Consider the following 18001-nt stretch of genomic DNA (forward strand, 5'->3'; position numbering starts at 1 on the left):
CCCGCTGTCACACGGCCCCGGAAGCGCCCCGCATCTCCCACACCAGGACCTCCGCGTCGCCCGTCGCCAGGAGCGCCAGGTCCTTCTCCCCCGTCACCCGTGCCGCGTCACCGGGCGCCAGTTCCTCCCCCGCCAGCCGGACCGTGCCGCGCACCACGTGCACGTACAGCGACTCCGCGTCCGGGAGGGCGGTGCGCTCGCCCGTCTCCAGGCGGCGGACGTGGAGGAGCGCGCCGGCGGCCGGGAGGTCGTACGGCGTGGCGTCGGCGATGCCGCGGACGATCTCGTACGACGGGTCGCCGCCCGGGTCCAGCGGGGCCAGCCACATCTGCACGAAGACCAGCGGGTCCGGGCCGTCGTTGCGCTCCACATGGCGGGCCCCGGAGGCCGAGGAGAGCCGCTGGAGGTCGCCCGGGCGCACCACGGTGGCGTGTCCGGTCGAGTCACGGTGGGTCAGCTCGCCCTCGACGACCCAGGTGACGATCTCGGTGTGGCTGTGCGGATGCTCCTCGAAGCCCGCACCGGGCGCGAGCCGCTCCTCGTTGCACGCGAGCAGCGCGCCGAAGCGCAGGTTGTCGGGTTCGTAGAAGCGCCCGAAGGAGAAGGCGTGGCGGGTGTCGATCCCGGCCTCCGCGTCACCCCCGGGGTACCGCTCGCCGGCGCGCTGGATACGTATCACGGGATCACGGTAGCGGCGCCCGCCCCCTGCGCGCGGCCGCGGGCCGCACGGCGCGGCCCCGCCCCGGCTCCAGACCAACCTTCGCGCGGCGAGGACACGCCCCCGCCCTCCCGTACGCGACCCGCGGGCGCCCGGAGCGATCCGCAGGGGACCCTCCGGGGGCTCCCGCCACGGCTCGGGCTCGGCTTCGAGCCGATCGCCGGGCGTCTCCCTGTCGACTCGGACCGGCCTTCACGCGGCCCGAGGACTCTCCCTCGCCCTCCCGTACGCGGCACGCGGCGTTTCCCGGCGGGACCGTTCGGATCCGGAACCGCGCGGTCCGCAGGGGCCCCGGGGCGCTCCCCGGCCGGCCCCCGGGCGGCCCCGGGCCCCGAAAACCGCGCGCCCCACACGCGCGCCCCCGCCCCGACCCGACACGTGGCCGTCCCGATAAGGCAGTCTTGTCCCCGTGTCTGAACCCGTGAACGCCGCTCACCCGCATTCCGCGACCCTGAAGCGCCTCGAACAGTCCTCCGGGCGGCTCGCCGCCAACGCCATTGCCCGCATGGACGAGTCGCTGCCGTGGTACCGGGCGATGCCGCCCGAGAACCGGTCGTGGATCGGGCTGGTCGCGCAGGCCGGTATCGCCGCGTTCACCGAGTGGTTCCGGCACCCGGAGACGCCACAGGCGATCTCGACCGACGTCTTCGGGACCGCGCCGCGCGAGCTGACCCGGGCGATCACGCTCCGGCAGACCGTCGAGATGGTGCGGACGACCATCGAGGTCATGGAAGCGGCGATCGACGAGGTCGCGGCGCCGGGCGACGAGCGCGTGCTGCGCGAGGCGCTGCTCGTCTACGCACGCGAGATCGCCTTCGCCACCGCCCAGGTGTACGCGCAGGCCGCCGAGGCCCGGGGTGCCTGGGACGCGCGCCTGGAGTCGCTCGTCGTGAACGCGGTGCTCTCCGGCGAGGCCGACGAGGGCGCCGTGTCCCGGGCCGCCGCGCTCGGCTGGAACTCGCCGGAGAACGTGTGCGTGGTGCTCGGCACCGCGCCCGACGGCGACTCCGAGCTGACCGTGGAGGCGATCCGCCGCGCCGCCCGGCACGCCAAGCTCCAGGTCCTCACCGGCGTCCTCGGCGACCGTCTCGTCGTCATCGCGGGCGGCAACGACAACCCGCTCGCCGTGGCGAAGGCGCTGATCGGGCCGTATGCCGCGGGCCCCGTCGTCGCCGGGCCCGTCGTGCCCGATCTGCTCGCCGCGACCCGGTCCGCGCAGGCCGCGGCGGCCGGCCTGAAGGCCTGCACGGCCTGGCAGGACGCCCCGCGCCCCGTACTCGCGGACGATCTCCTGCCGGAGCGCGCCATCGCCTCCGACCCTTCGGCGCGCGAGCAGCTGGTGGAGGAGATCTACAGACCGCTGGAGGAAGCGGGCTCGGCGCTCCTGGAAACACTCAGCGTCTATCTGGAGCAGGCGAGCAGTCTGGAGGGCGCGGCGCGGATGTTGTTCGTGCACCCGAACACCGTGCGCTACCGGCTCCGACGTGTGACCGACGTCACCGGCTGGTCACCTTCCGATGTGCGCTCGGCGTTCACCCTGCGGATCGCCCTGATCCTCGGGCGCTTGGCCGACGCGGAGACGCAGTCCTAGACTTTTGTCGAACACCAACAATTCCCCCGACGGTTCTTCGTCCTTGTCCCCACGGGCGTCGGGGACCGTCCCCAAGAGAGAGTGTGAGGGTGCTCGTACTCGTCGCTCCCGGCCAAGGCGCCCAGACGCCCGGCTTCCTGACTCCCTGGCTCGAACTCCCCGGTGCCGCCGACCGCGTCGCCGCGTGGTCCGACGCCATCGGGCTCGACCTCGCCCACTACGGCACGAAGGCGGACGCGGACGAGATCCGCGACACCGCCGTGGCCCAGCCCCTGCTGGTCGCCGCGGGCCTGCTGTCCGCCACCGCCCTCGGTGACGCGCTCGGTGACGGCATCGGCCTCGCGCCCGGCGCGGTCGCCGGTCACAGCGTCGGCGAGTTCACCGCGGCCGCGTTCGCCGGTGTCCTCGACGACACCGCCGCGCTGCGCCTGGTCCGTACCCGCGGTCTCGCGATGGCCGAGGCCGCCGCGATCACCGAGACCGGCATGTCCGCGATGCTCGGCGGCGACCCCGAGGTGATCGTCCCCCACCTCGAGAAGCTCGGTCTGACCCCCGCGAACGTGAACGGTGCCGGCCAGATCGTGGCCGCCGGCACCATGGAGCAGCTGGCCGCCCTGGCCGAGGACAAGCCCGAGGGCGTCCGCCGGGTGGTCCCGCTGCAGGTCGCCGGCGCGTTCCACACGCACCACATGGCCCCGGCGGTCGCGAAGCTGGAGCAGGCCGCCGCGGAGCTGTCCCCGGCCGACCCGGCCGTGCGGTACGTCTCCAACAAGGACGGCCAGGTCGTCACCGGCGGCGCCGAGGTCATCGCCCGCCTGGTCGGCCAGGTCGCCAACCCGGTCCGCTGGGACCTGTGCATGGAGACCTTCCAGACCCTCGGCGCGACCGCCCTGATCGAGGTGTGCCCCGGCGGCACCCTCACCGGTATCGCGAAGCGCGCCCTGCCCGGTGTCCGCACCGTGGCGCTGAAGACCCCCGACGACCTCGACGCGGCCCGCACGCTCGTCGCCGAGACGGCCACGGCCTGACAAGGAGTGTCGACAAGCATGGCGAAGATCAAGCCCAGCAAGGGCCACCCGTACGCGCGCATCATGGGCGTCGGCGGCTACCGCCCGACCCGCGTGGTGCCCAACGAGGTGATCCTCGAGAAGATCGACTCGTCCGACGAGTGGATCCGTTCGCGGTCCGGCATCGCGACCCGCCACTGGGCGTCCCCCGAGGAGACCGTCACCGCGATGTCGGTGGAGGCCGCCGGCAAGGCGATCGCCGACGCCGGGATCGACCCCAGCCAGATCGGCGCGGTCGTCGTCTCGACGGTGTCGCACTTCAAGCAGACCCCGGCCGTGGCCACCGAGATCGCCGACAAGGTCGGCGCCGGCAAGCCCGCCGCGTTCGACATCTCCGCCGGCTGCGCGGGCTTCGGCTACGGGCTCACGCTCGCCAAGGGCATGATCGTCGAGGGTTCGGCCGAGTACGTCCTCGTCATCGGCGTCGAGCGGCTCAGCGACCTGACGGACCTGGAGGACCGCGCGACGGCCTTCCTGTTCGGCGACGGCGCCGGCGCCGTGATCGTCGGCCCGTCCGACGAGCCGCGGATCGGCCCCACCGTGTGGGGTTCCGAGGGCGACAAGGCCGAGACCATCAAGCAGACCGTGCCGTGGAACGAGTTCCAGGTCGGCGACGTGTCGAAGCTGCCCCTCAACCAGCAGGGCGAGGTCAAGTTCCCCGCCATCACGCAGGAGGGCCAGGCGGTGTTCCGCTGGGCCGTCTTCGAGATGGCGAAGGTCGCCCAGCAGGCCCTGGACGCCGCCGGCATCACGGCGGACGACCTGGATGTCTTCATCCCGCACCAGGCCAACATGCGGATCATCGACTCGATGGTGAAGACGCTCAAGCTGCCGGAGCACGTCACGGTCGCCCGTGACATCGAGACCACCGGCAACACCTCGGCCGCCTCGATCCCGCTCGCGATGGAGCGGCTCCTGGCGACCGGCAAGGCCAAGAGCGGCGATACGGCGCTCATCATCGGCTTCGGGGCGGGTCTCGTCTTCGCCGCGACGGTCGTTACTCTCCCCTAGGCACTCCGGATCATCCGGAAGCCCGTTTCTCACAGAACACACCAGAAGGAGCGCCACCATGGCCGCCACCCAGGAGCAGATCGTCGAGGGTCTCGCCGAGATCGTCAACGAGATCGCCGGCATCCCGACCGAGGACGTCCAGTTGGACAAGTCCTTCACCGACGACCTGGACGTCGACTCGCTGTCCATGGTCGAGGTCGTCGTGGCCGCCGAAGAGCGCTTCGACGTCAAGATCCCGGACGAGGACGTCAAGAACCTCAAGACCGTGGGCGACGCGACCGCGTACATCCTCAAGAACCAGGCCTGATCCGGCCCCAGCCGGGCACCGTCCCGGCTGGACCGGTCCGGCTGAACCGGTCCGCCACCCAGCGGTGGCGCCGTTTTTCGACCATCACACACATGGAGAAAGAATTCCTGTGAGCTCGACCAATCGCACCGTGGTCGTCACCGGTATCGGCGCAACCACTCCGCTGGGTGGCGACTCCGCTTCGACCTGGGAGGGTCTCCTCGCGGGTCGCTCCGGCGTCCGGCACCTGGAGGGCGAGCGTTTCGCGGAGCTGCCCGTGCGGATCGCCGCACTGGCCGCCGTGGACCCGTCCGAGGTGATCCCCCGCCCGCAGGCCCGCAAGCTGGACCGCTCGGCGCAGTTCGCGCTGATCGCGGCGCGCGAGGCGTGGGCCGACGCGGGCTACACCGGCCCGGCCGGTGAGGGCGAGGACGCCCAGATCACCCCCGAGCGGCTCGGCACGGTCATCGCCTCCGGCATCGGCGGTGTGACCACCCTGCTCGACCAGTACGACGTGCTGAAGGAGTCCGGCGTGCGCCGCGTCTCCCCGCACACCGTGCCGATGCTCATGCCCAACGGCCCTTCCGCGAACGTCGGTCTGGAGGTGAACGCCCAGGCGGGCGTGCACACCCCGGTCTCCGCGTGCGCGTCGGGTGCCGAGGCCATCGGCTACGCCATCGAGATGATCCGCAGCGGCCGTGCCGACGTGGTCGTCGCCGGCGGCACCGAGGCGGCGATCCACCCGCTGCCCATCGCGGCCTTCGCCAACATGATGGCGATGTCCAAGAACAACGACGAGCCCGAGAAGGCCTCCCGCCCGTACGACAAGGCGCGCGACGGCTTCATCCTGGGCGAGGGCGCGGGCGTCATCGTGCTCGAGTCCGAGGAGCACGCGAAGGCGCGCGGCGCGAAGATCTACTGCGAGGCGCTGGGCCAGGGCCTGTCGGCCGACAGCCACCACATCGCGCAGCCCGAGCCGACCGGCCGGGGCATCGCCGCCGCCATGCAGAACCTGCTCGACGCGACGGACCTCAAGCCCTCCGAGGTCGTGCACCTCAACGCGCACGCCACGTCGACGCCGCAGGGCGACGTCGCCGAGATCAAGGCGCTGCGCAAGGTCCTGGGCGACGACCTGGACCACGTCGCGATCTCCGCGACCAAGTCGATGACCGGCCACCTCCTGGGCGGCGCCGGCGGCATCGAGACCGTCGCCACGGTCCTCGCGCTCCACAACCGCCTGGCCCCGCCGACGATCAACGTCGACGACCTGGACCCGGACGTCGAGGCGGACATCGTCCTGAACGAGCCGCGCGAGCTGCCGCAGGGCACGATCGCCGCGATCAACAATTCGTTCGGCTTCGGCGGCCACAACGTGGTGCTGGCGTTCCGTTCCGTGTGACCGGCCGCCGACCGGACCCACGCCGGCCCGCCGGACGGAGTCCGGCACAGCGCTCCGAAGCCCGCGCAGCGGTGCGAGGGGCGCACGAAGAAGGGGTGCTCCGGCGTCACCTCTCGCTTGAAAGGCCCCCGGGCGGAACGTTCACGTTCCGCCCGGGGGCCTTCGGCATGTGCGGGACTCGTCAGCGGATCCCGAAGAGGGCCGGTTCGCCGGACATCGAGATCTTGTTGACGACCACGTGGTCGCCCGCCGCCACATAGAGGTCGGGGTAGATCGAGACCTTCTGCTCCCCGGGCCGCTGGTCCGGGCCGACCTGGCGCAGTCGCTTCCCGGTGGCGGGGTCGAGCACGACGACGTTCCCGCCGTGCCTGAGGACGCCGACGCTGCCGTCCGGTTCGGCCGCGAGCGCCTCCAGCATGTCCTCGTCGCGGTACGACCACAGCTTCCGGCCGCCGTCCAGGGCGTACGCGAGCACCTCCATCGCCACTGACGAGGACTCCTCCACGGTGACGAACAGCCGTCCGCCCGCCACCACCGGACGGTAGCCGGACGGGTCGATCGTGCCGGCGGGCCCCACCAGCGGCACCGTCGCCGTGGGCCGGCCGGCGTCGTCGTACGCGAGGATCGCCCGAGTGCCGCGCTCGTCCTCCTCGTCGACGGCGACGACCGGGGGCGTCACCGACACCACGGACGCGGTCAGTCCGGACGCGACGTCCAGGGCCCGCGTCCATCGCTCCTTGCCGGTCGCGGTGTCGAGCGCGGTGAGGCGCGCGGACGTGTCGTCGCATCGCTCGACGAGGAGCGTACGGGCCGGGTCGGCGTCCACCGCAAGGACCGCGCAGGACTCCCGCATCGGGTACTCCCAGCGGGCCGCGCCGCTCTCCGCGTCGCGGCCGAGGACCACGGAGCCCTCGGCGATCACGGCGACGGGGCCGCCGACCGCGACGCCGTAGACGCCCTTGCCGCCGACGGGCCGCTGCCACAGCGCCTTGCCGGTGCCGGTGTGGACGGCGACGACGGTCGCACAGGGCTTGCCGTGGCGTCCGTACGCGATGAGGCCGACGTCCTGCCCGGCCCGCGGGCTCATCCGGCAGACGGCCTCGCGGGCGGGCGCGGCGACGTTCCAGCGCGTCTTGCCGTCGCCCGCGCCGTAGGCGGTGAGCCCGTCGAGCCGGACCTGGACGACGGTGTCGCGCACGGCCCAGGCGCCGGGTTCCTCCTCCTCGACCCGGACGGGCGGCACCTCCCAGGTGCGGGCGGGCGCCTGGGAGGAGGACGGCGCGGCGGTGGCGGTCGGCCGGCCGTCCGGCTCCGGGGCGAAGTCCTCCGTATCGGGCCAGACCGCCCAGAGGACCGCCAGAAAGGCGGCGAGCCCGAGGAAGGCGAGCGGGAGGACGGCCCCGTCCGGCACGCCGCGGCGCCGAGCGGCGGGCCTGCGGTCGTGCTTGTTCAGGACGGCGGGCCGTACCCGCGACGCGGCGCCCACCGGCCCCCAGGCCCGCCCCACGGCCCGCCCCACGGCTCGCCCCTCGGGCCGCTCCGCGGGTGCGGGCCGCCGCCGGCCCAGCACATACCCGGCCACGAACGCCGCCACCACGCCCACCGCGGTGAACAGCCACCACCAGGCGCCCCCGCCGGGTCCGGACCCGTCACCGGACAGCAGAACGGCGGCCTTTCCGGCCGCCGTCGTTCCCCGTGCCTCCATCGCACACCCCCCGAGGGGAATCTACGACCTCTCCGGACTCCTGGGCCAGGCCCTAGACCACCTGGTGGAGCCAGCGCACCGGCGCTCCCTCGCCCGCGTACCGGAACGGCTCCAGTTCGTCGTCCCAGGGCTTGCCGAGGAGCTTGGCGATCTCGGCCTCCAGGACCGTTTCGCCCTGCGCGGCGCGGGCCAGGGCGGCGCGCAGCCGGTCCTCGGGGATCAGGATGTCGCCGTGGATGCCGGTGACGGCGTGGAAGATGCCGAGGTCGGGGGTGGCGCTGTAGCGCTCGCCCTCGGCGTGGGCGGAGGGCTCGGCCGTGACCTCGAAGCGGAGCAACTGCCAGCCGCGGAGGGCCGAGGCGAGTTTGGAGGCGGTGCCGGTCTCGCCCTGCCAGGAGAACTCGGCTCTCCAGGTGCCCGGGGACGCGGGCTGGCGGATCCAGTCGAGCTGGACCCGCGCACCGAGGACGCCCGCGACCGCCCATTCGACGTGCGGGCAGAGCGCGCGCGGTGCGGAGTGAACGTACAGGACTCCACGTGTCGTCACCGGGACCTCCAGTGTGGGACGAGGTTCGCCTTTCCCAGCGGCCTCAGTAAACAACATCACGAAGAAGCGGCTTCGCAAACCCCCAAAAAGGGGACAGCATGTGACGTGATGTAATTTACCGGAGCCGATCGGCAGGGGCGCCTCTGGTTCGACGGGGGAAAAGCTACCGTGCCGCGCCCGGGTCGGGGTGACGTACGGTCGGTCGGGGGCGGGTGGACACGAAGCTTTCACTCGCCAGGACGCCGAGGAGGGGCCGCGGGATGCCGCACGGGCGACACCGATTCCGTACCGCCGCCGCGGGGACGGCGCTGCTGTGCGCCGTGACGGTGCTCGCGGGCTGTTCGAACGCGGACGGCGGGCCGGACTCGCCGACGGGACGGACGCGGGCGGCGTCGCCGAAACCGCGGCCGCCGAAGCCCGTGTGGGACGTCTCGCCCGGTTCGGTCGCCGCCGTCGGCGACTCCGTCACCCGCGCCTTCGACGCCTGTACGGTCCTGGCGGACTGCCCCGAGGTGTCCTGGGCGACGGGCACGGACGCCCAGGTCAACAGCCTGGCGCTGCGGCTGCTCGGCCCGGCGCGGGTGGCCGGCCGGAGCTGGAACCTGGCCCGCAGCGGCGCGCGGATGGCGGAGCTGCCGGAGCAGATGGCCGCGGCGGCGGCCGAACGGCCCGAGCTGGTCACGGTGATGATGGGCGCGAACGACGCGTGCCGCGACCGGGCCGAGGACATGACCCCGGTCGACGACTTCCGTGCCTCCTTCGTGGCGGCCCTCGGCCGGCTGCGCGCCGGGGCGCCGAAGGCGCAGGTGTACGTGTCGAGCCTGCCCGACCTGCGGCGTCTGTGGGAGACCGGCCGGGTCAGCCCGCTGGGCCGCCAGGTGTGGCAGCTGGGTGTCTGCGGCGCGATGCTCAAGGACGCGACGGATCTGGGCCCGGCCGCCGAGCGGCGCCGGACGGCCGTACGGGACCGGGTCGTGGCGTACAACCGGGTGCTCCGCGAGGAGTGCGCGAAGGACCCGCGCTGCCGCGACGACGGCGGCGCGGTCTTCGGCTTCGCCTTCGACCGGCCGCAGCTCAGCCCGTGGGACTTCTTCCACCCGAGCAAGGACGGCCAGGCGCGGCTCGCGGAGATCGCGTACCGGCGGATCACGAAGCCGTAGGGCCCCGGGGCGGATGTCAGGGTCCGCCCCGGGACCGGTCGTCACGGATACGTCTCAGACGTCGAGGCGTGCGGTCAGGCGGGGGTCCGTGAGGGAGTGGGCCGCGTGGACCTCGTACGTACCGCGCACCAGGGTCCAGGCGTGCTTGCCCTCGTCCCAGATCTCGAAGGCGCGGCGCGGGAGTTCGATGCCGACCTCGACCGTCTCGCCCGCGGCGGCCTCGACACTCGCGAAGCCGGCCAGCCAGCGCGCCGGGCGCTCCACGGAGTCGCCGACCGGGGCGAGGTAGAGCTGGACGACCTCGCGGCCGGTGCGCGTACCGGTGTTGGTGAGCCGGACGGTGGCCGAGTCGGGGCCGAGGTCGAGGGATTCGTACGCCCAGGTGGTGTAGCCGAGGCCGTGGCCGAAGGGGTACGCGGGGACGGCGCCGGCCTTGTCCCACGCCCGGTAGCCGATGAACACGCCCTCTTCGTACGCGAGTCGGCCGTCGGCCGGGGCGACCTCGGTGACCGGGGCGTCGGCGAGGGTGACGGGCCAGGTGGTGGGGAGCCGGCCGCCGGGTTCCTCGGCGCCGGTGAGGACGTCGGCGAGCGCGGCGCCGCCCTCCTGCCCCGGGAACCAGCTCAGCAGGATCGCGGCGACGTCCTCGCGCCATGGCAGCTCCACCGGGGAGCCGGCGTTGACGACCACGACCGTGTTCGGGTTGGCGGCGGCGACGGCCCGTACGAGGTCGTCCTGGCGCCCCGGCAGGGCGAGGTCCTTGCGGTCGAAGCCCTCGGACTCGACGCGCTCGGTGGTGGCGACGACCACGACGGCGGTGTCGGCGGCGCGCGCGGCGGCGACGGCTTCGGCGATCAGTTCGTCGGGGCCACGGCGCGGACCGAGGTGGACGAAGGAGAACATCACGGCAGGCAGCGGGGCCGCGAACTCCTTGTCCAGGGTGTGCCGGAGGGAGACCTCGACGGTCTCACCGGCCGTGAGGACGACCTTGCCGCGCTCGACGGGCGAGCCGAAGAAGGCCTCGAAGGGGTCGGTCTCCGGGCTCATGGTCTGCACGCCGTCGAAGAGGGTCCGGCCGGCGACGGTGAGGGTGTACGCGCCGAGGCCGCGGGTGCCGAAGGAGTGCGCGCCGCTCTCGCGCGGGGTGAAGGTGCCGGTGACCTCGACGGAGGCGAGGGTGTCGTGGGTGGCGCCGGCCGGGAGGTCGTCGCCGATCCACTGGACCTGGCCGTTGGGCAGACTGCCCTCGCCGATGAGCGTGCCGGAGGCGTCACGGCACACGGCGCGGAGGGTGAACCCCTGGTCGGCGGGGGCGAGTTCGTCGCTGGGGTCGGCGCCGATCGCGTACGTGAGGCTGCCCTCGGGGAGCGCGGCGGCGAGGCCGTCGAGCGGCGGGACGACATGGTCGGGGAAGACCTGCGCGGAGCCGCCGCCGAGGACGCGGGCGTCGCGGGCGGCGGCGCCGGAGAGCGCGACGGTGCCGGGCTTCAGCGGGAGGGCCTGGCCCTCGTTGCGGACGAGGACGAAGCCGCGGCGGGCGATCTCGCGGGCGAGCGCGTCGCCGTCGATCGCCTCGGGGAGCTCGGTGACGGCGGCCGGGGCGCCTTCGAGGGCACCGACGCGGGCGGCGAGCCGGAGGACGTTGCGTACGGCGGTGTCGACGGCGGACTCGGCGACCTCGCCGGCCCGGACGGCGGCGGCGAGCGCCTCCCCGTACACGGTGCGCGGGCCCGGCATGGCGGCGTCGAGGCCGCCGGTGATGGCGCCGGTGGTCGAGCGGGCGGCCATCCAGTCGGAGACGTTGTACCCGTCGAAGCCCCACTCGCCGCGCAGCACCTCGTTCACCAGGTACCGGTGCTCGGTCATCGTCACGCCGTTGACCTGGTTGTAGGCGGTCATGATGCCCCAGGGGTGGGCGTTGGCGACGATGGCCTCGAAGGGGGCGAGGTAGAGCTCGCGCAGCGGGCGCGGGGCGATGCGGTTGTCGACGGTGAAGCGGTCGGTCTCGGCGTCGTTGCCCACGAAGTGCTTGACGGTGGTGCCGACGCCGCCGTCCTGGACGCCCTGGACGTAGCCGGTGCCGATGGCGCCGGTGAGATACGGGTCCTCGCTGTAGGCCTCGAAGTGGCGGCCGCCGAGCGGGCTGCGGTGCAGGTTGACGGTGGGGGCGAGGAGGACGTGGACGCCCTTGCGGCGGGCCTCCTGGGCGAGCAGCCGGCCCGCCCGGCGAGCGAGTGCCGGGTCCCAGGCGGCGGCGAGGGCGGTCGGGGAGGGCAGGGCGACGGACGGGTCGTCGGCGGTCCAGCGGCCCCCGCGGACGCCGATCGGCCCGTCGGACATGACCACCGACGCCAGGCCGATCTCGGGCAGGGCGGGCAGCGACCACATGTCCTGGCCGCCGAGCAGCCGGGCCTTGGCGTCCAGGCCGAGCTTGGCCAGGGCCGCCTCGACGGCCTCTTCGCGCACCGCGTTCGTGTCTGCCACGGCCGTACCTCCTCGTCGTGGGCGTTGTGCGGCCATGGTGACTCACCTACCTGTAGATCGGTAGGTTGCGTGAGCATTTCGTTATCTCCGGAATGGCGTACGGTCCTCCCGACGGGACCTTCGGAAGGGAAACGGGGCCATGGCACGGGCCAGGAGCGAGGAGCGCAAGGCGGAGATCGTCCGCGCCGCCCTCGAAGTGATCGCCGAGCGCGGTTACCGGGGCGCGGCCCTGGGCGCGGTCGCCGAGCGGGTCGGGCTGACCCAGCAGGGCCTGCTGCACTACTTCCCCACCAAGGAGGCGCTGCTCGTCGCGGTCCTGGAGGAGCGCGACCGCTGGGACACCAGCGGCGGCCGGGACCGGGAGCGCTGGCGGCTCGACCTCCTGGAGTCGCTGGTCGAGTACAACGCGATGCGCCCGGGGATCGTGCAGACCTTCTCGGCGCTGCTCGGCGAGAGCGTCACCGAGGACCACCCGGCGCGGGCCTTCTTCACCGAGCGCTACGGGCAGGTGCGGGAGAGCATGGCGGAGGTGCTGCGCGCCGAGTTCGGCGACGAACTGCCCGGCGGGCTCACCCCGGAGCGGGCGGCGCCGCTGCTGACGGCGGTGATGGACGGGCTGCAGTTCCAGTGGCTGCTCGACCCGGACGCGGTGGACATGCCGGCCGCGTTCCGTGACTTCATACGGCTTCTGCGACCCGAGGAGCGCTGATCCAGGGGCGTCTCCGGTCCGGGTGCGGGGCGACGGGATTCGAACCCGTGCGACCCTCCCGCCAGGTCCGGCGACGGGCCCCTCGCCCTGGGCTTCGGGAACCTCCTCCACCCTGGACCGCAATCGACCGCTCTGCCACGGCCCCGCACCCTGCGGGGCCGCGCGCGACCCCGCTGCGCCCGACCCTAACTCGGGCCGGGGCAGGGCCACATGTGGTTTTCCGGCGCAGCGCGGGGCGATTCCGCCGGCGCGCACATGGTCCGGCGGGATGCCCCGGGGCCGTCACTTCACGACGGCCGCCAGGTCCTCACCCGCGAGGGACGGGTCGCGGGTGAGGGTCTGGTGAACGGCTTCCAGGATCGGGAGCTTCGCGGCCGTGGCAGCGGTGGCGAGGGACACGTCCTTGGCGGCGAGGGACACCGGGAAGTGGACGCCGGTCGCGGTGGCGCGGCCGACGGCGCCGGCCAGGGGGCCCGCGCCGAGGGTGCGCAGGGCGAGTTCGCGGGGCAGGCCGAGGGCGTCGCTGAGCGCGAGGGCCTCGCCGATGAGGGCGACGCCGCCGATGACGGTGTTGATGAGGACGAGCTTGAGCGCGGCGCCGGTGCCGGGCCCGCCGCACGGGGTGACGGTGCCGAGCCGGGCCAGGACGTCGGCGACGGGCGCGGTGTCGCCGCCCGCGAAGATGAGGAGCTCGCCGGAGGCGGCCCGGTCGACGCTGCCCATGACGGGCGCGTCGATCAGGGTGACGCCCTCGGGGAGGCGGGCGGTGAGCTCGCGCACCGCGTCGGGGCCGATGGTCGACGTGTCGATCCAGTGGGTGCCGGGGCGCAGCGCCGGGAGCATGGCGTCGGCCACGGCACGCGCGGCGGCCGGGTCGGCGAGCATCGTGACGACGACATCGGCGTCGGCGACGGCCTCGGCCGGGCCGGCGGCACGCACGGCGCCGTCGGCGACGAGGGGGTCGGCCTTGCCGGGGGTGCGGTTCCACACGGTGAGGGGGTGGCCGGCGTCGAGGAGGCGGCGGGCCATGGGGAGGCCCATGGTGCCGAGTCCGAGAAAGGCGATCTTCTGAGCGGTCTCGTTCTGCGTGTCGTTCTGCGTGTCGTTCTGCATGTCGTTCTGCATGTCTTCGACGCTAGGCGAGGGGCTGTCCATGCGACAAGCGAATGTCTAGCATGGCTGCCATGCCCAACCCGCATGGCACACAGGGTGCCCAGTCCCTCTACGAGGTGTTCCTGGCCGTCGCCCGCGCCGGCTCCTTCACCGCCGCCGCCCGGACCCTCGGCTACACCCAGTCCGCCGTGTCCCGGCAGATCCAAGCCCTGGAGGACGAGACGGGCGCGGCCCTGTTCGAGCGCCTGCCGCGCGGGGTGCGGCTGAGCGAGGCGGGCCGGGTGCTGCTGCCGCACGCGGAGGCGGTACGGGAGCGACTCGCCCTGGCGCACGCCGAGTTGGCGGCGCTGCGCACCCTGGACGGCGGGCTGCTGCGGCTCGGCGCCTTCGCCAGCGCGGGCGCGGCGCTCGTACCGCGCGCCCAGGCCGCGTTCCGCACCCGGCACCCGGGCGTCGCGGTGACCAGGGTCGAGGGCCCGTCGGTGAAGCACCTGGGCCTGGTGGCGGCCGGCGAGGAGGATCTCGCGGTGGTCAGCCCGGCCGCCGACGGAGCCGCTCCGGACGGGGTGAGACTCCATCACCTCCTGGACGAGCCGATGCTGGTGGCCCTGGAGCGCGGACATCCGTGCGCGGGGCGGCGGGACGTACGCCTGGCGGCGCTCGCCGACGAGGAGTGGATCGGTGTCCACGAGCGGCTGGAGGACACCCTGTTCGGGCCGGCCGTGGCCGCCGGTTTCCGCCCCCGTACGGGTCTTGTGGCCACCGACTGGATGGGCAAGCTGGGCGCGGTCGCGGCCGGGCTCGGCGTCACGCTCGTACCGGCGCTCGCGGCCACGTCCGTACGGCCCGATGTCGCACTGGTGACGATCCACCCGGACGACGTGCCGTATCGCCGGATCTGCGCCGCGACCCCGCAGGTGCCGACGGTGGCGGCCACGGCGTTCCTGGCGCTGCTCCAGGAGACCGCACAGGAGCTAACACCCGCAGACCACTATTGATCCTTACAGGAAGACACGGGATGATGGCGGCCATGATGGTCGCCGCCACGCAGTTCGCCCCGGTCGCCGGGGACATCGCCGCCAACGTCCGGTCCATGGCCGGCCTGATCCGCGCCGCCGGGGCCGCCGGGGCCCGGGTCGTGGTCTTCGCCGAGCTCTCCGTCACCGGGTACGAGCCGAGCCTGATCCGGGACGCCCCCGAGCTCGTGCTCACCGAGGACGACCCGCGCCTGGAACCCGTACGGGAGGCGTGCCGCGAGGTGTCGGCCGCCGCCGTGGTCAACGGGCCGGTGCGGACGCCCGGTTCGCGCCCGGGGCTCGCCACCCTCGTGATCGGCCCGGACGGCGGCCTGCTCACCCGTTACGACAAGCAGCATCTGTACGGGGTGGAGGCCGAGGTCTTCGAACCGGGCACCGTGGACGGGCGGTTCGCGCTCGACGGGGTCCGGTTCGCGCTCGCCACCTGTTACGACAACCGCTTCCCGGAGCTCGCCGAACGGGCCGCCGCCGACAACTGCGCGGTGTATCTCGCGAGTTCGGTGCTCGGCGCCGCCAGCGACTCGTTCACCACGGTGTATCCGGTGCGGGCCCGCGACTTCGGGCTGCATGTCGTCCTCGGCAATGTCCTCGGGCTCAGCGAGAACGGGGAGGGCGGCGGCATGGCCGGTGCGTGGGGTCCGGACGGTGAACGGCTCGCGGACGCGGGCCAGGACAAGCCGGGCTTCGTGCTCGCCGAGGTCGGCTGAGCCGGCACCCGCACGTACCCGTACCCGTACAAGAAGGAGGAGGGCCGGACCGCCGTGGGACATACGGCGGTCCGGCCCTCCGGGCAGGACCGTCACGGAACCCCCTGCCCGTGACAGTCCTGGCCCATGCCCCTTACGGGGCGCTCAGGCCCAGCGTGTACGCGCCGGAGCCGCTGTAGGCGTGCACCACATAGCGGTAGTAGCCCGCGGTGCCGTAGTAGGTGGTGTCCTCGTCGGCACCCGCGGTGCCGCCGACGGCCACGTCGGTCCAGCTCGCCCCGTTCCACTTCTGCAGGTAGAGGTCGAAGTCGGTGCCGGCCGGGCCGCGCAGACAGCCCACGTGGGTGCCGGAGGTCGCGGAGTAGTAGTACGAGCCGTCCGGCTGGGCCTCGGCCTGCCCGGAGGCGAGCGAACCCTGGTACGTGTACTCGGTGTTGTCGCAGCCGGTGGGCGGCGGGGTGCCGGCGCCGACGGCCAGCTGGTAGGTGACGGTGTGGGTGGCGGAGCCCGTACCGGTGACGGTGATCGGGTACGTGCCGTCGGCGGTGCCGGCCGCGACCTGGACGGTCATGGTCGAGGAGCCGCCGGAGGTCACCGAGGACGGGCTGAAGGAGACGGTGATCCCGCTCGGCGCGCCGCTCGCGGAGAGCTGCACGGTCTGGGCGCTGCCGCCGGTGGTCGTGGTGTTGACGGTGGAGGTGACCGAGGCGCCCGGCTGGACCGAGCCGGTGGCCGGGTTCAGGGCGAGGGAGAAGTCGGGGCTGGTGGTGCCGCCGCAGTCGGTCTCACCGGACTGGGCGGGGACGCCGATCGCGTTCCAGGCCGTCTTCACCGCGTTGCACTCGGCACTGCCGTAGCTGTTCTTGGCGCTGGCCAGGGTCGCCCGGCGGGCGGCGAGGTGGTTCCAGGACGAGGTCTTCATCAGCAGCGCGCCCATGAAGATCTTGCCGGCCTTCTGCACGCCGATGCCGGTCACGGAGGACGGGCCGCCGGAGCAGATGGGGCTGGCGGGCTTGCCGCCGCCGGGGTTGGAGCCCTCGGCGAGCAGGTAGAACCAGTGGTTCTGCGGGCCGGCCGCGGCGTGCACCTCGGTGCCGGAGTTCAGCTGCGGGTAGCAGTTGGGGTCGCCGGCGAGGGACGGGTTGTACATGTAGCGGATCGGCTTGTTGTCGCCGAGGAAGTTCAGCTTCTCGCCGACGGTGTAGTCGGGGGTGTCGTTGGGGTTGTTGGCGAAGTGCTCGGTGAGCGCGCCGAAGATGTCGCCCGTCGACTCGTTCATGCCGCCGTTCTCGTTGGACGAGCCGGCGCTGCCCGGGGTCTTGTCGAAGATCTCGTGCCCGTACTCGTGGGCGACCACGTCGATGCCGGTGAGCTGCATCGTGCCGTTCTGGTTGTGCCCGAAGGTGGTCTTGGTGCCGTCGTAGTAGGCGTTGACCTCGCCGAGTCCGGCGCGGGCCGGGACCATGCCGCCCTGCCCGTTCTGGCCGTTGTAGCCGAACCACTGCTTGAGCATGTCGTTCTCGCGCTGGGCCGCGTACATGATGTCGACGCAGGCGGTCACCAGGTCGTTGGCGCTGCCGCTGCCCCAGGGCGAGGAGCCGGTGTAGGCGCTGCCGTTCTGGCCGCCGCAGCGGAACGGGGAGCGGGTGCCGTCGGTCATCGAGGTGGTGGCGGTGTCGATGGTGACGTTGCCGTTGTGGTACCCGCGGCCGTCGGCGTGCAGGATCTTGTCGGTGGCCTGCGTGACCTTGCCGGTGCGGGCGTCGACGTAGGTGTCGAGGGAGCTGGGCAGGCCCGCGGCGGTGCGGCCGACGACGAGGGTGTGCCAGGTGAGGACCGGCTTGCTCCCCTTGATCAGCACGGTGAGTTCGGGGGCGCTCGCGCTCTCGACGCCGGCCAGCTGGGCGCGGGCGGTGGCGAGCGCGGCGGCGGAGCCGACGGTGGCCCTGGTCGACAGCTTGAGGGCGGGGGCGGGCGCGGCGGTGACGTGGCGGACCCTGCCGGCGCTGTCGGACAGGACGACGGCGTCGCCGCCGCCCGCGACCGGGAGTCCCTTGTAGGTGCGCTGGTAGGCGGCGTAGTAGAGGCCGCCGGCCCACGGGGTGACGGCGGTGCGGACGAGTTCCTCGTCGGCGCCGTGGCGCAGTCCGTCGAGTCCGCTGTCGGCGGCCTTGTCGGCGGCGGCGAGGGCGAGGGACTTGCCCTGCCCGGGTGGCACGGGCACGGGCGCGGGCACGGCCTGCGCCTGCGGGTTCGTCGCGGCACTGGCGGTGCCCGCGAGGGTGCCCGCGAGGCTCGCCGTCAGGGCGAGCGCCGCGACGGCCGCCGAGAGTCTGGTGGGGTGCACGTCTGCTCCGTTCGGGTGGGGGAGACGGTGGGACGCGCCGAGTATGGGTGTGGACATGGCAAGGAAGGGACCTCTCACCCGCCATAAGACCCGCGTTATGCCGAACCTCGGCGTCCACCC

General features: G+C 73.3%; 15 protein-coding genes. 9 read left to right on the forward strand and 6 right to left on the reverse strand.

Features of this window, described 5'->3' with window-relative positions; translation table 11 throughout:
• Positions 1–7 precede the first annotated feature (7 nt).
• Positions 8–679, reverse strand: coding sequence for a pirin family protein (locus tag AB0C73_RS17980; protein ID WP_362530649.1), 672 nt, complete (start codon positions 677–679; stop codon positions 8–10).
• A 448-nt stretch (positions 680–1127) separates the two neighbouring features.
• On the opposite strand from AB0C73_RS17980, the gene fasR reads away from it, so the two are divergent.
• The 5 genes from fasR to fabF all read left to right on the forward strand — a co-directional run bounded on the left by fasR (position 1128) and on the right by fabF (position 6072).
• Positions 1128–2309 carry a fatty acid biosynthesis transcriptional regulator FasR gene (gene fasR / locus AB0C73_RS17985; RefSeq protein ID WP_362530651.1) on the forward strand — a complete coding sequence of 394 codons (1182 nt, stop codon included), beginning with the start codon at positions 1128–1130 and terminating at the stop codon, positions 2307–2309.
• 89 nt (positions 2310–2398) lie between these two features.
• Positions 2399–3337, forward strand: a complete 939-nt coding sequence (locus AB0C73_RS17990; RefSeq protein ID WP_362530654.1) for an ACP S-malonyltransferase — start codon at positions 2399–2401, stop codon at positions 3335–3337.
• Between the two features lie 18 nt (positions 3338–3355).
• Positions 3356–4387 (forward strand): ketoacyl-ACP synthase III, encoded by a 1032-nt coding sequence (locus AB0C73_RS17995; protein WP_362530657.1) that lies wholly within the window; start codon positions 3356–3358, stop codon positions 4385–4387.
• Positions 4388–4445: 58 nt separating this feature from the next.
• Positions 4446–4694 carry an acyl carrier protein gene (locus AB0C73_RS18000; protein WP_362530658.1) on the forward strand — a complete coding sequence of 83 codons (249 nt, stop codon included), beginning with the start codon at positions 4446–4448 and terminating at the stop codon, positions 4692–4694.
• Between the two features lie 109 nt (positions 4695–4803).
• Positions 4804–6072 carry a beta-ketoacyl-ACP synthase II gene (gene fabF / locus AB0C73_RS18005; protein ID WP_362530659.1) on the forward strand — a complete coding sequence of 423 codons (1269 nt, stop codon included), beginning with the start codon at positions 4804–4806 and terminating at the stop codon, positions 6070–6072.
• A 181-nt stretch (positions 6073–6253) separates the two neighbouring features.
• Here the strand turns inward: fabF and AB0C73_RS18010 are convergent, their stop codons facing one another.
• Positions 6254–7777 carry a PQQ-binding-like beta-propeller repeat protein gene (locus AB0C73_RS18010; protein ID WP_362530662.1) on the reverse strand — a complete coding sequence of 508 codons (1524 nt, stop codon included), beginning with the start codon at positions 7775–7777 and terminating at the stop codon, positions 6254–6256.
• Between the two features lie 52 nt (positions 7778–7829).
• Positions 7830–8324: a DUF3145 domain-containing protein gene (locus AB0C73_RS18015; protein ID WP_362530665.1), complete on the reverse strand. Its 495-nt coding sequence runs from the start codon at positions 8322–8324 to the stop codon at positions 7830–7832.
• A 260-nt stretch (positions 8325–8584) separates the two neighbouring features.
• On the opposite strand from AB0C73_RS18015, the gene AB0C73_RS18020 reads away from it, so the two are divergent.
• Positions 8585–9484, forward strand: coding sequence for an SGNH/GDSL hydrolase family protein (locus tag AB0C73_RS18020; protein ID WP_362530667.1), 900 nt, complete (start codon positions 8585–8587; stop codon positions 9482–9484).
• A gap of 54 nt (positions 9485–9538) precedes the next feature.
• Here the strand turns inward: AB0C73_RS18020 and AB0C73_RS18025 are convergent, their stop codons facing one another.
• Positions 9539–11968: a glycoside hydrolase family 3 C-terminal domain-containing protein gene (locus tag AB0C73_RS18025; RefSeq protein ID WP_362530670.1), complete on the reverse strand. Its 2430-nt coding sequence runs from the start codon at positions 11966–11968 to the stop codon at positions 9539–9541.
• 139 nt (positions 11969–12107) lie between these two features.
• Here AB0C73_RS18025 and AB0C73_RS18030 point away from each other — a divergent pair, with 139 nt between their 5' ends.
• Positions 12108–12677 (forward strand): TetR/AcrR family transcriptional regulator, encoded by a 570-nt coding sequence (locus AB0C73_RS18030; RefSeq protein WP_362530673.1) that lies wholly within the window; start codon positions 12108–12110, stop codon positions 12675–12677.
• 282 nt (positions 12678–12959) lie between these two features.
• Here the strand turns inward: AB0C73_RS18030 and AB0C73_RS18035 are convergent, their stop codons facing one another.
• Positions 12960–13802, reverse strand: a complete 843-nt coding sequence (locus tag AB0C73_RS18035; protein ID WP_362530676.1) for an NAD(P)-dependent oxidoreductase — start codon at positions 13800–13802, stop codon at positions 12960–12962.
• 59 nt (positions 13803–13861) lie between these two features.
• On the opposite strand from AB0C73_RS18035, the gene AB0C73_RS18040 reads away from it, so the two are divergent.
• Together AB0C73_RS18040 and AB0C73_RS18045 are read left to right on the forward strand one after the other, a co-directional pair.
• On the forward strand, positions 13862–14788 hold the full coding sequence (locus AB0C73_RS18040; protein WP_362530679.1) for a LysR family transcriptional regulator: 927 nt from the start codon (positions 13862–13864) through the stop codon (positions 14786–14788).
• Positions 14789–14820: 32 nt separating this feature from the next.
• Positions 14821–15534 (forward strand): carbon-nitrogen hydrolase family protein, encoded by a 714-nt coding sequence (locus AB0C73_RS18045; protein ID WP_362530681.1) that lies wholly within the window; start codon positions 14821–14823, stop codon positions 15532–15534.
• 133 nt (positions 15535–15667) lie between these two features.
• On the opposite strand, the gene AB0C73_RS18050 is transcribed toward AB0C73_RS18045, so the two are convergent.
• On the reverse strand, positions 15668–17881 hold the full coding sequence (locus AB0C73_RS18050; protein ID WP_362530684.1) for a M4 family metallopeptidase: 2214 nt from the start codon (positions 17879–17881) through the stop codon (positions 15668–15670).
• Between the last annotated feature and the right edge of the window lie 120 nt (positions 17882–18001).

This window comes from Streptomyces sp. NPDC048623, assembly GCF_040650755.1.
Lineage (GTDB): Bacteria > Actinomycetota > Actinomycetes > Streptomycetales > Streptomycetaceae > Streptomyces.